The 13,024-nt window shown below is 72.4% G+C and carries 11 protein-coding genes; 7 read left to right on the top strand and 4 right to left on the bottom strand.

Annotated elements, in window-relative coordinates; genetic code table 11:
* Nucleotides 1-85 precede the first annotated feature (85 nt).
* The gene (locus ACIPSJ_RS29295) at nt 86-1,255 is read left to right on the top strand and encodes a thiolase C-terminal domain-containing protein (RefSeq protein ID WP_401350569.1); all 1,170 of its coding nucleotides are present in this window, start codon (nt 86-88) and stop codon (nt 1,253-1,255) included.
* 130 nt (nt 1,256-1,385) lie between these two features.
* Nucleotides 1,386-2,384, top strand: coding sequence for an expansin EXLX1 family cellulose-binding protein (locus ACIPSJ_RS29290; protein ID WP_401350567.1), 999 nt, complete (start codon nt 1,386-1,388; stop codon nt 2,382-2,384).
* A gap of 7 nt (nt 2,385-2,391) precedes the next feature.
* On the opposite strand, the gene ACIPSJ_RS29285 is transcribed toward ACIPSJ_RS29290, so the two are convergent.
* Nucleotides 2,392-2,859, bottom strand: a complete 468-nt coding sequence (locus ACIPSJ_RS29285; RefSeq protein ID WP_401350566.1) for a hypothetical protein — start codon at nt 2,857-2,859, stop codon at nt 2,392-2,394.
* Between the two features lie 142 nt (nt 2,860-3,001).
* On the opposite strand from ACIPSJ_RS29285, the gene ACIPSJ_RS29280 reads away from it, so the two are divergent.
* The gene (locus ACIPSJ_RS29280; protein ID WP_359207133.1) at nt 3,002-3,673 is read left to right on the top strand and encodes a pyridoxal 5'-phosphate synthase; all 672 of its coding nucleotides are present in this window, start codon (nt 3,002-3,004) and stop codon (nt 3,671-3,673) included.
* Nucleotides 3,674-3,683: 10 nt separating this feature from the next.
* Here ACIPSJ_RS29280 and ACIPSJ_RS29275 read toward each other — a convergent pair whose 3' ends face one another.
* From ACIPSJ_RS29275 to ACIPSJ_RS29265, 3 genes are read right to left on the bottom strand one after another with little or no spacing between them, the layout of a single operon-like run.
* On the bottom strand, nt 3,684-4,613 hold the full coding sequence (locus ACIPSJ_RS29275) for a GNAT family N-acetyltransferase (RefSeq protein WP_401350563.1): 930 nt from the start codon (nt 4,611-4,613) through the stop codon (nt 3,684-3,686).
* Between the two features lie 40 nt (nt 4,614-4,653).
* Nucleotides 4,654-5,262 (bottom strand): GNAT family N-acetyltransferase, encoded by a 609-nt coding sequence (locus ACIPSJ_RS29270; protein ID WP_401350560.1) that lies wholly within the window; start codon nt 5,260-5,262, stop codon nt 4,654-4,656.
* A gap of 43 nt (nt 5,263-5,305) precedes the next feature.
* Entirely contained in the window at nt 5,306-5,698 is a 393-nt protein-coding gene (locus tag ACIPSJ_RS29265) for a Zn-ribbon domain-containing OB-fold protein (RefSeq protein ID WP_401350557.1), read from the bottom strand.
* A 213-nt stretch (nt 5,699-5,911) separates the two neighbouring features.
* Here ACIPSJ_RS29265 and ACIPSJ_RS29260 point away from each other — a divergent pair, with 213 nt between their 5' ends.
* From ACIPSJ_RS29260 to ACIPSJ_RS29245, 4 genes are all read left to right on the top strand, one after another.
* The gene (locus ACIPSJ_RS29260; protein ID WP_401350960.1) at nt 5,912-7,528 is read left to right on the top strand and encodes a subtype B tannase; all 1,617 of its coding nucleotides are present in this window, start codon (nt 5,912-5,914) and stop codon (nt 7,526-7,528) included.
* A 298-nt stretch (nt 7,529-7,826) separates the two neighbouring features.
* A complete protein-coding gene (locus ACIPSJ_RS29255) occupies nt 7,827-8,984 on the top strand; it encodes a flavin-containing monooxygenase (protein WP_401350554.1) in 1,158 nt (385 codons plus the stop codon).
* A 161-nt stretch (nt 8,985-9,145) separates the two neighbouring features.
* Nucleotides 9,146-10,663, top strand: coding sequence for a flavin monoamine oxidase family protein (locus tag ACIPSJ_RS29250; protein WP_401350552.1), 1,518 nt, complete (start codon nt 9,146-9,148; stop codon nt 10,661-10,663).
* Between the two features lie 127 nt (nt 10,664-10,790).
* Nucleotides 10,791-13,019, top strand: coding sequence for an acetate--CoA ligase family protein (locus ACIPSJ_RS29245; protein ID WP_401350550.1), 2,229 nt, complete (start codon nt 10,791-10,793; stop codon nt 13,017-13,019).
* Nucleotides 13,020-13,024: the final 5 nt, after the last annotated feature.

Genomic DNA, 13,024 nt, shown 5'->3' with positions numbered 1-13,024 from the left:
ACGATCTGACGGCCCGTCATGCTAGGCGTACCGGATGCAGATGCACAGAGGCGGAGTCCGGCAGATCTGATGTACCGTCAGATTCATGACTGGACCCCGCAAGGTCGCCGTCGTCGGTGTCGCCCTCTCGGACTGCGGTCGCGTGGACGACGCCACCCCCTACGCCCTGCACGCCCAGGCGGCCCGCCGCGCGCTGGCCGACGCGGGCCTCGGCCGGGAGGTGATCGACGGCTTCGCGTCGGCGGGCCTCGGCACGCTGGCCCCGGTGGAGGTCGCCGAGTACCTGGGCCTGCGTCCCACCTGGGTGGACTCCACCTCCGTCGGCGGCTCGACCTGGGAGGTCATGGCGGCGCACGCGGCGGACGCGATCGCGGCGGGCCGGGCGAACGCGGTCCTGCTGGTGTACGGCTCGACGGCCCGCGCCGACATCAGGTCGGGCCGCCGGACCGGGAACCTGTCCTTCGGCGCCCGCGGCCCCCTTCAGTTCGAGGTCCCCTACGGCCACACCCTCATCGCCAAGTACGCGATGGCGGCCCGCCGCCACATGATCGAACACGGCACGACGATCGAGCAGTTGGCCGAGGTGGCGGTCCAGGCGCGGGCGAACGCGGCACTGAACCCGGAGGCGATGTTCCGCACCCCGGTCACGGTCGACGAGGTCCTGTCCGGCCCGATGATCGCCGACCCCTTCACCAAGCTGCACTGCTGCATCCGCTCGGACGGCGGCGCCGCGGTGCTGCTGGCCGCCGAGGAGTACGCGCGGGACTGCCGTACGGCGCCGGTGTGGGTGCTCGGCAGCGGCGAGTGCGTCTCCCACGCGACGATGTCGGAGTGGCCGGACTTCACGGTCTCCCCGGCCAGGGTCAGCGGCGAACTGGCCTTCCGGCGGGCCGGGGTAGCCCCCGACGACATCGACTTCGCCGAGATCTACGACGCGTTCACCTACATGACGCTGGTGACCCTGGAGGACCTGGGCTTCTGCGCCAAGGGCGAGGGCGGGGCGTTCGTGGAGAAGGGGCGGCTGCGGGTGGCCGGAGGGGAGCTTCCCGTGAACACGGACGGGGGCGGGCTCTCGGCCCAGCACCCGGGGATGCGAGGGCTGTTCCTGCTGGTGGAGGCGGTACGGCAGCTGCGCGGGGAGGCCGGTGACCGGCAGGTGCGGCGGGCCGGCGGGGGGCTGCCGGAGCTGGGGGTGGCCTCGGGCACGGGCGGCTGGTTCTGCTCGTCCGGCACGGTGGTGCTGGGTCGGGACTGAGCGGAGGGTGGCGGCAACCCTTTCCGGAACGGCGGCAACCTTCTCGGCTTCGGCGGCAACTACCGTCGGAAGCTTCGAAGTTCATTCGTTCGAAGGACGTGCACCGCCGACACCGCGTAAGGATTCCTCCGTGGCCTCCTCCTCACATCGCCGACGCCCGCGCCCGGAACAGGACTTCCAGTGGCGACCGGTCCGCGGCCCGCTGCTCGCGGTGGCCGCCGTCGCCGCCGTCGCCCTGGTCGTCACGCTGATCGTGGCCTTCCGGCCCGGCGACGCGTCCGGCGGCGGACAGGACCGGGCGGTGTCCGACGCCGGGGCCGTGACGAGCGCGACACCGACGGTGCCGGATTCGGCGTCCCCGACCTCGCCGAAGCCCTCGGCGACGACCTCGACCCCCGCGGCGGGCAAGCGCACCACACCGCCCGCGTCCGCGACCCCGTCCACCACCGCCACCCCCACCCGGCGGGCGACGAGCGGCACGGCCCGCACCCCGTCCACCACCACGGCCCCGGCGGCCGGCCGGATCCGCCCCGGGACGACGTACGACGGGGTCGCCACCTCCTACGACGTCGGCAACGGCGACGGCGCCTGCTCGTTCGGCCCGACCTCCGACGTGATGACCGCGGCCATGAACACCGCGGACTACGAGACGGCGAAGGCCTGCGGGGCGTACGTCTCCGTCCGCGCGGCGAGCGGCAAGTCCATCACCGTACGGATCACCAACGAGTGCCCGGCGCCCTGCGCGGTCGGCCAACTCGACCTCAACCAGCAGGCGTTCGCGAAGCTCGCGCCCCTGTCGGCGGGCCGGATCGCGATCACCTGGAGCCTGCTCAGCCCGGCCACCTCGGACACCGTCTCGATCCGCTACAAGACCGGCTCCACCCAGTACTGGTGCGGCATCCAGGCGATCGGCCACCGCAACCCGCTGGCCCGCCTGGAGGTCCGCACCGGCGGCGGCTGGCTGGCGCTGACCCGGACCGGGTACAACTACTTCCTCTCCGAACAGGGCACCGGCTGCGGCGCCGAGCTCCGGCTCACCGACATCTACGGGGAGCAGCTCGTCGTCCCCGCGCTCGCGGTACGCGCGGACGTGGTCCAGCGGACCGGGGTGCAGTTCGCCCGGCACTGAGCGGCCGTCAGCCGCGTACCGGCACGATCCGGTGGCCGCGGCGGGGTCCGGGCGCGTCGAGGAGGGTGACACCGAGGTGGCCGCGGCCGATCAGCCACGCGGCGGGGGCGACGACCAGGGTCACACAGGTCGCGACCACGCTCACCGGGAGGAGCAGCGGCGGCGACTGCCCCGCCGGGAGGGCCCGGCCGCCCTCGTGGACGGCGTAGGCGAGCGAGACGGCGAAGACCGCGAGGAAGAACAGGGAGACGGCCCGCCAGGTCGTGCGGACCCGCCGGGTGCGGCCGTGGTCGCGGACCTCGGCGAGGACCGCGACCGCGCAGACGGGGCACTCCAGTTCGACCCGGTCGCGGCCCACAGCCGGCCGGACCAGCCGGAAGTCACGGGTGGCCCAGGCCGCGGACCGCGTCCTGGGTCGCCCGGTATCGCCCGCCCTATGGCGTACGGCCACTTTCACGGTCCTGGGTCCCTTCATGCCGGACAGTGTGGTGCCGGGGCACAGGTGTGCGCAGCGGTTTGCCCGGTCGGGTTTGCGACCGGGTCCGGCGGGGAAGGCCCGACCGCCGTGCGACCCCTGATGACACGGCTGCCGGAGGTGCCCGAGTGATACTCGGCACATGGCAGCCACGGATCTCCACACGCTCCTGAAGTCGCTCCGCGTCTGGTCCCCCGGGACGACGGAGCTACGGCCGTTCGACCCGGCGTCGGCACCCGACGCCCCGCTCCCGCTCTTCACCGCCTGGTTCGCGGAGGCGGTGGCGGCCGGACAGCCCGAGCCGCACACCGTGTCGCTGGCGACGACGGACGAGGAGGGCCGGGCGGACGTACGGATCGTGATGCTGCACGGCGCGGACACGGACGGCTGGTCCTTCGGCTCGCACGTGACCAGCCGCAAGGGGCACCAGCTGAACGCCCGCCCGTACGCGGCCCTCGCCTTCTACTGGCCGGTGCTGGGCCGCCAGATCCGGCTCCGCGGCCCGGTCACCGCCGCCCCCTCCGAGGAGAGCCAGGCAGACCTGCACGCCCGCTCGACCGGCGCCCTGGCCGCCGCGCTCACCGGTCTGCAGAGCGGCCCCCTGTCCTCGCTGGAGGAACTGCGCGAGGCGTCCGACGCGGCCTGGGAACGCGCCCGCACCGACCCGGCCGCCCTCTCCCCGACCTGGACCCTCTACCGGCTCCGCCCGGAGGAGGCCGAGTTCTTCCAGGGCGACCCGGAACGGCGGCACGTACGCCTGCGGTACACCGGGCAGGCGGACGGGACCTGGCAGCGGCAGCTGCTGTGGCCGTGAGCGGCGGTGCTCACGCCGCCCGCTCCCCGAACGTGTACTCCGCCCAGTCGGCCACCCGCCGGTAGCCGATGCGCTGGTACAGGGCGTTGCTCGTCGGGTTGGCAAGGTCCGTGAAGAGCAGGAGCTCGCCGACCCCCGAGGCCAGCGCCGCCCGGCTGACCTGCGCCGTCACCGCCCCCGCGTAGCCGCGGCCGCGCAGCTCCCGCGGGGTGTAGACGGGTGCGATCCGGGCCTGTCCGGCGACCGTCGGGGTGACGCCGGCCATGGAGACGGGGGTGCCGTCGGCGGTCTCCCAGAGGGTGACGCCGCCGTACGAGAGCCGGAAGTCGGCCCAGTCCGCGCCGCCCCGGCCGCCGTGCGTGCCCGCGTCCTCGACGAACCCGTCGTACCAGCGGACCAGCAGCTCCCGGTCGGCCTCGCCCGCGACCCGGGCCCGGCCCTCGGGCATCGGCGACGGGTCGGTCAACTCGGCCAGCCGGTACAGCCGGTGCCGGTCGTGCAGCCGCGCGGACGCCCCGGTCCGCCGCTGCCACGCCGCCGCGAACGCCTCCGCCGTGGCCCGCTCGGAGGCGAAGCCGGTGACGGGACGGCCCAGGTCCACGAGAACGGCGGCCAGCGTCTCGGCCTCGTCGGCGGTGAGCCGGGTGGCACCCAGGGCGTACGGCGGGGTGTGCAGCAGCGTGGCGCCGACGCCGCCGTCCTCCCGGACGAGGTGCCCGAGGAGCGCCGGCCGGTCGCCGTAGGCCCGCGGGCCGCTCCGCCGGAGCCGTTCCGTCACCGTCAGCTGGACGGTGTGCAGGTCGGGGCGCGAGTGGAGGAAGTCCCTTGTGTAGGAGAGGAATTCGTCGACGTCGGTGGTGAAGTGCCAGCCGGCTGCGTGCCGGTCGGCCGCGTGCCGGTCGACTGCGTGCCGGTCGACCGCGTGTGTTTCGGGGTCCATGGTCGATGGTCCCGTCCGACCGCCCCGCCGGGCATCCGAATTAGGCCTCCACGGCGGTCCCGGGGTCCGTCGCGAGGCGGGCGTGCAGGTGGACGTCGCGGAACGCGTTCTGGCGGCCCGCCTCGAACATCGCGCCGCGCAGCGTGCCCTCGTAGGGGAAGCCGCACGTCTGCGCGATGCGGCAGGACGCGTCGTGGCCGAGGGCGTGGCCCAGCTCCAGGCGGTACAGGCCGAGTTCGGCGAAGGTCCAGTCGGCGGCCAGGGCGAGGGCGCGGGTGGCGACCCGGCGGCCGCGCGCCTCGGGGAGCACCCAGTAGCCGACCCGCGCCGACCGGAACACCCGGTCGATCACGTTGATGCCGACGTGGCCGAGGGTCGTACCGCTCCGCGCGTCCGCGATCCGGAACGGCGCGCAGGTGCCGTCGGCGGCCTGTGCCAGCTGCCCGACCATGGCGGCCCGGGCGCCGGCGAGGTCGATGTCCGGGGTGAGCGGGGTGTTCCAGCGGAGGAAGTCCGGGTCGGCCCGGCCGCGCCACCAGGCCTCGACGTGGGACTCCTGGTCCGGGTCCCAGCGGTCCAGCCGCAGGCCGTGTCCGTGGGGGACGGCGTCGGGGCGGTGGCCGGCGGGCTGTTCGTGGGTCTGGGCCATGAGGCCATTGAAACTCCTGTGCCGGGCGACGGCCCAGCGCGTTTCAGCGCACCTCGGGGCGGAACACCGGCACGCCCTCCCGGAAGGCGACCGTCAGCCGGAGCCCGGCACCCGGCTCGGGGGTGTCCACCAGCTCGGTCATCATGCGCGGGCCCTCTGCCAGGTCGACCACGGCGGCCACGTAGGGGACGCGGTCGCCGAACGGCGGGAGGTCGTTGCGGTGCACGACGGACCAGGTGTAGAGGGTCGCCCGGCCGGTCGCGGGCTCCCAGTCGACGTCCTCGCTCCAGCAGTGCGGGCAGAACTCCCGGGGGTAGTGGTGGGCCAGGCCGCAGTCACGGCAGCGGCGCAGCAGCAGCCGGCCCTCGGCCGCCGCCTCCCAGTAGGGGCGGGTGAAGGCGTCCGGTTCGGGGAGGTCGAAGCGGGGGGCATCCATGGATCTGACGGTACGTCAGGTGACTTGGAAAGCCGAGAGTCGGGCCTGAAAAGCCTGTGCACTTCCCGTGGGGCTGTGCGCCGCCCATGAATCCCGACGAATTGTTGACGATTTTGTCGGCGGTCACCTACGTTCGCAGACGCAAGGCCAAGGAGTCCAAAGACGAGGGGCAGCACGGTGAAGCACAGGTCAGTCAAGCGCAGGACGGTCGTCATGGGTATCGGCGCCACGGCCGGTGTCGCGGCGGTCGGCGGCATCGCGCTCAGCGCACAGGCGTCGAGCGACTCGTCGTCGGGCTCGGCGGGCGCGGCGGGCTCCCTGGCGTTCGATCCGGACGGGTTCTCCAAGCTGACCACGACCGTCACGGACACGGCGGGCACCGAGCACAATGTGACATACCACTTCTGGAAGGCGATCACCTACGTCGCCAACCCGGTGGACGAGACCTACCAGTCCCTGATCGTCAGCGCCCCGGTCGAGATCGACGGTACGGCCGTCGACCCGACGGACGCCCCGATCCTGCTCGCCAACTCCATCGGCGGCTACATGCCCTCCTCCGTGGCGGACGCCACCGAGGTCGGCGGCGGCGGTTCGGCGATGGGCGGCGGCGCGGCCCCCAGCGGGGCGGCCCCCAGCTCCTCCACGAGCGCGGCCCCCAACGCGAACGCCAACACCAACGCCACCGGCGGCGCCACGGCGAGCAACCAGCTCCTCGCGCTCGCCGCCGGCTACGTCGTGATCGAGCCCGGCGCCCGCGGCCGTACCCTCAAGAACTCCGACGGCGAGTACTACGGCACCGCGCCCGCCGCGATCGTCGACCTCAAGGCGGCCGTCCGGTACATCAAGGCCAACAAGGGCCTGATCCCCGGCGACGTCGACAAGATCGTCTCCGCCGGTACGAGCGCCGGTGGCGCCCTCTCCTCGCTGCTCGGCGCGTCCGGCGACAGCCCGATCTACGAGAAGTACCTGAAGGAGCTGGGCGCGGCCGACGCCTCCGACGCGATCTTCGCGGTCGGCGCCTGGTGCCCGATCACCGACCTGGAGCACGCCGACGGCGCCTACGAGTGGAACTGGGGCACCAACGACCTCTCCACCGGCAAGCAGGTCGACCAGACCGTCTCCAAGCAGCTCAGGGCGCAGTTCGCCGAGTACCAGGCGGGTCTGAAGCTGCGCGGCCTGGACGGCTTCGGCCCGCTGAACGCCCGCAACTACGACGACTACCTGGTCGAGCAGTACCTCCAGCCGTCGGCCACCACGTACCTCGCCGCCCTCTCGGACGCGGACCGCGCGACGTATCTCGCCGCCAACACCTTCATCACCTGGTCCGCCGGCAAGGCCACCTTCGGCTGGGACGACTTCCTCACCCACGTCGGCGCCCGCAAGAAGGACACCCCGGCCTTCGACGCCTTCGACCTGTCGGCGGGCGAGAACAATGAATTCGGAGCCGGTACGACGGAGAACCGTCACTTCACGGCGTTCGGCGCGAAGAATGACACCACCGGCCTCAGCAGCAAGCGGGTCGCCGCCGACATCCCCGAGAAGCTGAACCTGATGAACCCGATGTACCACCTGGTGGAGAAGGTCAACGACCGCCGCTCCAAGCACTGGTGGATCCGCCTCGGCACCAGCGACTCCGACACCTCGCACGTCATCTCCGCGAACCTGGCCGCCCGCCTGGACAACCTCGGCGACGACGTGAACCACCTCTACTACTGGGACCAGGGCCACGGCGCCAACACCGACCCCGGCGACTTCATCACCTGGATCGCCGATGTCACCTCCTTCGGCAAGGACAAGAAGGGCGCGGACAAGAAGGGCAAGCGGAATTAACAGGCCGCCGCGGAAGTAAGAAGCTCTCACAATCGGGAAAGAGCTCTCACGGTCGCGATAGCCTCCCAGAACGCGGTGTTCTTTCCCGTCTGTCTAAGGACACCGCCCACCCGTGACGTCGGGCCCCAGCGCACCGGGGCCCGACGTCACGGGCCTTTCTTTTCCGGCCGGATGCGGACCGGATGAGGTGGGCTACGTCACAAGTCCCACCCACTTCTCCTACCGGTGTGATCAATCCGCAACCAATTCCGGTCTTGACCGAGACCCATCAACGTGAAGCGTGATTACGCTCGCGCTCATGGCCGTGTTTCCCCCCACCGTTTCCCCCGTCTACGTCATCGGCGCAGGCCCCGGAGGGCTCGCCGCCGCGTATGCGCTGCGGGCCCGGGGCATCCGCGCCGTAGTCCTGGAGAAGTCGGACGAGGTCGGCGCGTCCTGGCGCCGGCACTACGACCGGCTCCACCTGCACACCACCCGCCGGCTCTCCGCGCTCCCGGGCCTGCCCATGCCGCGCCGCTTCGGCCGCTGGGTCTCCCGCGACAACGTGGTGCGGTACCTGGAGAAGTACGCCGAGCACCATGAACTGGAGATCGTCACCGGCGTCGAGGTCTCCCGCGTGGAGCGCTCGGCCGACGGCGAGGGCTGGCTGCTGCACGCCACCGGCGGCCGGGAGCTGACCGGCTCGGCGGTGGTGGTCGCCACCGGCTTCAACCACACGCCCCGCATCCCCGACTGGCCCGGCCGGGACGGCTTCGGCGGCGAGTTCCTGCACGCCGGCCAGTACCGCGACGCCGGGCCCTTCGCGGGCCGGGACGTCCTGGTCGTCGGCCCCGGCAACACCGGCTCCGAGATCGCCGTCGACCTGGTGGAGGGCGGCGCGGCCCGGGTCCGGCTGGCCGTCCGCACGGTCCCGCACATCGTGCGCCGCTCCACCGCCGGCTGGGCCGCCCAGTACAACTCCATCCTGGTACGACGGCTGCCGACCGGCCTGGTCGACCGGCTCGCCCGCACCATGGCCAAGGTCAGCGTGCCCGACCTGGCCGCCCAGGGCCTGCCCCGCCCCGACAGCGGGCTCTACAGCCGGGTCAAGCAGGGTGCCATCCCGATCCTGGACGTCGGCCTGATCGACGCGGTGCGCCAGGGCAAGGTCGAGATCACGGCCGCCGTCGAGGGCTTCGAGGACGGCAAGGTCGTCCTCGCCGACGGCACCCTCCTCTCCCCCGACGCGGTGATCGCCGCGACCGGGTACGTCCGCGGCCTTGAGGGCCTGGTCGGCCATCTCGACGTCCTCGACGAGCGCGGCCGCCCCACCGCCCACGGCCCCCGCACCCCGAAGAACGCCCCGGGCCTCTACTTCACCGGCTACACCAACCCCATCAGCGGCATGTTCCGCGAGATGGCGATCGACGCGGAGAAGATCGCCAAGGCGGTCGCCAAGCGTCAGCGCGTGGCGTAGAAAACCTCAACCTCCTTACGTACGACCCCTGTTACGCATGTGACCGATGCGACGAGAGTTCTTTGTTACCTGCGGTAGCACTGTGCCCCCGTGCGAGACCAGAATGTGAGCCCTGCTCAACTTTCCGGCTCCACCCCTCTCGCTCATGACGGAGGACGCACGTGGCACGTGAAAGACAGCTCTCCCCCCGACCCGCCCCCGCCCAGCCCCTGTCCCGCCGCTCCCTGCTCGGCGGTGCCGCCGCCGGGGCCGTGGGCCTCACCGCGGTCACCGCGGGCACCGCGTCCGCGGCGAGCTCCCGGACCGTCGACGTCGCGATCGTCGGCGGCGGCCTCGCCGGGCTCACCGCGGCCCGCGACCTGGTGGCGGGCGGAAAGACGGTCGCCGTCCTGGAGGCCCGGGACCGGGTCGGCGGCCGGGTGGTGAACCTGAAGCTGGCCAACGGCGGATTCACCGAGGGCGGCGGCGAGTTCATCGGCCCCACCCAGGACCGCATCAAGGCGCTGGCCGACTCCCTGGGCGTGGCGACCTTCACCACCTACAACACGGGCGACAACCTCCTCTACAAGGACGGCACCCGCACCCCGTACGACACCAGCGGCCTGCTCGGCTCGGTCCCGCCGGTGGACGCCGCCGGGCTCGCCAACGCGGCGATCGTGCAGTCCGAGCTGGACAGCATGGCCACGAAGGTGCCGGTGGACGCGCCCTGGACCGCCGCCAAGGCCGCCGAGTGGGACAAGCAGACCTTCGAGAGCTGGCTGAACGCCCACGCGATCGTGCCCTCCGCCAAGTTCCTGCTGGACCTGGCCTGTACGTCGATCTTCTCGGCCCAGCCCCGCGAACTCTCCCTCCTCTACGTCCTCTACTACATCGCCGCCGCCGGCAACGCCTCCACCGCCGGCACCCTGGAACGCCTCACCGACACCGCGAACGGCGCCCAGGAGTCCCGCTTCGTCGGCGGCTCCCAGCAGGTCCCGATCAAGCTCGCGGCGACCCTCGGCGACCGGGTGGTGCTGAGCGCCCCCGTCCGCTCCATCACCAAGTCCGGCGGTTCCTACGTCGTCACCGCGGACGGCATCACGGTCAACGCGACCCGGGTCGTCGTCGCCGTACCGCCCCCGCTGGCCGCCCGCATCACCTACGACCCGCTGCTGCCGGCCGCCCGCGACCAGCTCACCCAGCGGATGCCGATGGGCTCGATCGGCAAGGCCATCGCCGTCTACGACACCCCCTTCTGGCGGGCCGACGGCCTCAACGGGCAGGCCGTCAGCGACTCCGGCGTGGTCCGCTCCACCTTCGACAACTCCCCGCCGGACGCCTCCTACGGCGCCCTGATGGGCTTCATCGAGGCCGACGAGATGCGGGCCTACGACGCGGCGAGCACCGACGACGTCAAGGCCGCCGTCCTGGCCGACTACGTCAACTACTTCGGGGACAAGGCCAAATCCCCCACCTCCTTCGTGCTGCAACGCTGGGACAATGAAGGCTTCTCACGGGGTGGCCCGGTGGCCTACGCGCCGCCCGGCGTGCTGACCGAGTACGGTGCCGCGCTGCGCGAACCGGCGGGCGGCATCCACTGGGCCGGCACGGAGACCTCGACGTTCTGGACGGGCTTCATGGACGGAGCGGTGCGCTCGGGCGAACGGGTGGCGAAGGAGGTACTGACGGCGCTGGGGTGACAGCGCGGGCACCTCCGGCTGTTTTCGGCCTCAACTTTGCGTGCACACCCGTTCCTGACGCAGTGTCAGTTCAGTAATCTGACACTGCGTCAGTTAATTGTGCTGTCACACAGGAGCGGGCGGAACGATGCTTGGATCAACCCACGGCACCCTCACCACCGACTCCCGCCGGGCCAGGGCCATCGCCTGCGGTGAGCAGCGTCCCGGGCCCGCCGTCCACGGACGGGCGGCCGATTCGGACGAGCTGGACGTCAGCGGACGGCCGCTGTACGCGGACGTACCGGATCTGGACAGGTTCTTCCGGCCGGAGTCCGTCGCCGTGATCGGCGCCTCGGACGCCGACGGACGGCCCAACACCGGCATCACCCGGCAGATTCTCGACTGGGCCGGCCGGGTCGGGGCCCGGGTGCACCCGGTGCATCCGACCCGGCCGTCGGTCTTCGGCATCCCCTGCGCCCCTTCCGTCGCCGACCTGCCCGAGCAGGTCGATCTCGCGGTACTCCTGGTCGCCGACCCCCTTCCGGTGATCGAGGAACTGGCCGAGGCCAAGGTGAAGTTCGCCGTCGCCTTCGCCTCCGGGTTCGCGGAGACCGGCGAGGAGGGCGCGGCCGCCCAGACCCGGCTCGCGGCCGCCGTCCGCCGCTCCGGTCTCCGCCTGCTCGGCCCGAACACCAACCTCAACGCCTTCGAGCGGTTCCGGGACGACCTGGACGGCCCGGCGATCGCGCTGATCACCCAGTCCGGGCACCAGGGCCGGCCGGTCTTCGCCGCGCAGGAACTCGGTATCCGCCTCTCGCACTGGGCCCCCACCGGCAACGAGGCCGACCTGGAGACCGCCGACTTCATCTCCTACTTCGCCGAACGCCCCGAGGTCGGCGCGATCGCCTGCTACGTCGAGGGCCTGAAGGACGGCCGCGCCTTCCTGCTGGCCGCCGACCGCGCGGCCCGCCGCCAGGTGCCGGTGGTCGCCGTGAAGGTCGGCCGCACCGAGGCCGGCGCCCGCACCGCCGCCTCCCACACCGGCAAGCTGACCGGCGCGGACGACGTGGTCGACGCGGCGCTACGGCAGTACGGGGTGATCCGCGTCGACGGCCTCGACGAACTCCAGGACACCGCCGCCCTGCTGGCCCGGGCCCGGGCACCGCGCGCCGACGGGGTCGTGGTCTATTCGATCTCGGGCGGCACGGGCGCGCACGCCGCCGACCTGGCGTCCGGCCTGGGGCTGCGGCTGCCGGTGCTGTCCGAGGCGCGCCAGGCCGAACTGCACCAGTGGATACCGGAGTACCTGAGCGTGGCCAACCCGGTGGACAACGGCGGGCACCCGGTGGGCGACTGGCGCGGCCGGAAGATCATCGACTCGATCCTCGCGGACCCGGAGGTCGGGGTGCTGATCTGCCCGATCACCGGCCCCTTCCCGCCACTGAGCGACCGGCTCGTCCAGGACCTGGTCGACGCGGCCGAGGCCAGCGACAAGCTGGTGTGCGTGGTGTGGGGCTCGCCGGTCGGCACCGAAGCCGCCTACCGCGAGGTCCTGCTCGGCTCCTCCCGGGTGGCCACCTTCCGCACGGTCGGCAACTGCCTCACCGCCGTCCGCGCCTACCTCGACCACCACCGCTTCGTGAGCGCCTACCACTCCCCCTTCGACGAGGCCCCGCGCACCCCCTCGCCCTCCTACCGCAAGGCGCTCGCGCTGATGCGGCCGGGGCAGCAGCTGAGCGAGCACGCGGCGAAGCAGCTGCTGCGCGCGTACGGCATACGGGTGCCGCGCGAGCAGCTGGTGACCAGCGCGGCGGCGGCGGTGCGCGCGGCGGGGCTGGTCGGCTACCCGGTGGTGATGAAGGCGTCCGGCGGGCAGATCGCCCACAAGACGGAGCTGGGCCTGGTGAAGATCGGCCTGACCTCCGCCAGCCAGGTCCGGGACGCCTACCGGGAGCTGACCGACATCGCCCGCTACGAGGGGGTGACCCTCGACGGGGTGCTGGTCTGCCAGATGGTCGAGCGGGGCGTGGAGATGGTCGTCGGGGTCACGCACGACGACCTGTTCGGGCCGACCGTGACCGTGGGCCTGGGCGGGGTGCTGGTGGAGGTGCTGCACGACGCCGCCGTACGTGTCCCGCCGTTCGGCGAGGAGCAGGCCCGGGACATGCTCGCCGAGCTGCGCGGGCGGGCCCTGCTGGACGGGGTCCGGGGGCGGCCGCCGGCCGATCTCGAAGCCCTCGTCGAGGTGGTCCTCCGCGTCCAGCGCATGGCCCTGGAACTCGGCGACCAGCTCGCCGAGCTCGACATCAACCCGCTGATGGTGCTGGAACAGGGGCAGGGCGCGGTGGCGCTGGACGCGTTGGCGGTGTGTCGCTGAGATGA

Origin of the sequence: Streptomyces sp. NPDC090088 (assembly GCF_044747345.1) — a bacterium.
In the GTDB taxonomy this organism is placed as follows: Bacteria; Actinomycetota; Actinomycetes; order Streptomycetales; family Streptomycetaceae; genus Streptomyces.
This window is presented reverse-complemented; position numbering and strand designations above follow the sequence as displayed.

Bases quoted from the DNA above. Each gene is read 5' to 3' on its own strand.
- ACIPSJ_RS29295 (WP_401350569.1), top strand. From the start codon at position 86: ATGACTGGACCCCGCAAGGTCGCCGTCGTCGGTGTCGCCCTCTCGGAC.
- ACIPSJ_RS29285 (WP_401350566.1), bottom strand. From the start codon at position 2,859: ATGAAGGGACCCAGGACCGTGAAAGTGGCCGTACGCCATAGGGCGGGC.
- ACIPSJ_RS29280 (WP_359207133.1), top strand. From the start codon at position 3,002: ATGGCAGCCACGGATCTCCACACGCTCCTGAAGTCGCTCCGCGTCTGG.
- ACIPSJ_RS29275 (WP_401350563.1), bottom strand. From the start codon at position 4,613: ATGGACCCCGAAACACACGCGGTCGACCGGCACGCAGTCGACCGGCAC.
- ACIPSJ_RS29270 (WP_401350560.1), bottom strand. From the start codon at position 5,262: ATGGCCCAGACCCACGAACAGCCCGCCGGCCACCGCCCCGACGCCGTC.
- ACIPSJ_RS29265 (WP_401350557.1), bottom strand. From the start codon at position 5,698: ATGGATGCCCCCCGCTTCGACCTCCCCGAACCGGACGCCTTCACCCGC.
- ACIPSJ_RS29260 (WP_401350960.1), top strand. From the start codon at position 5,912: ATGGGTATCGGCGCCACGGCCGGTGTCGCGGCGGTCGGCGGCATCGCG.
- ACIPSJ_RS29255 (WP_401350554.1), top strand. From the start codon at position 7,827: ATGGCCGTGTTTCCCCCCACCGTTTCCCCCGTCTACGTCATCGGCGCA.
- ACIPSJ_RS29245 (WP_401350550.1), top strand. From the start codon at position 10,791: ATGCTTGGATCAACCCACGGCACCCTCACCACCGACTCCCGCCGGGCC.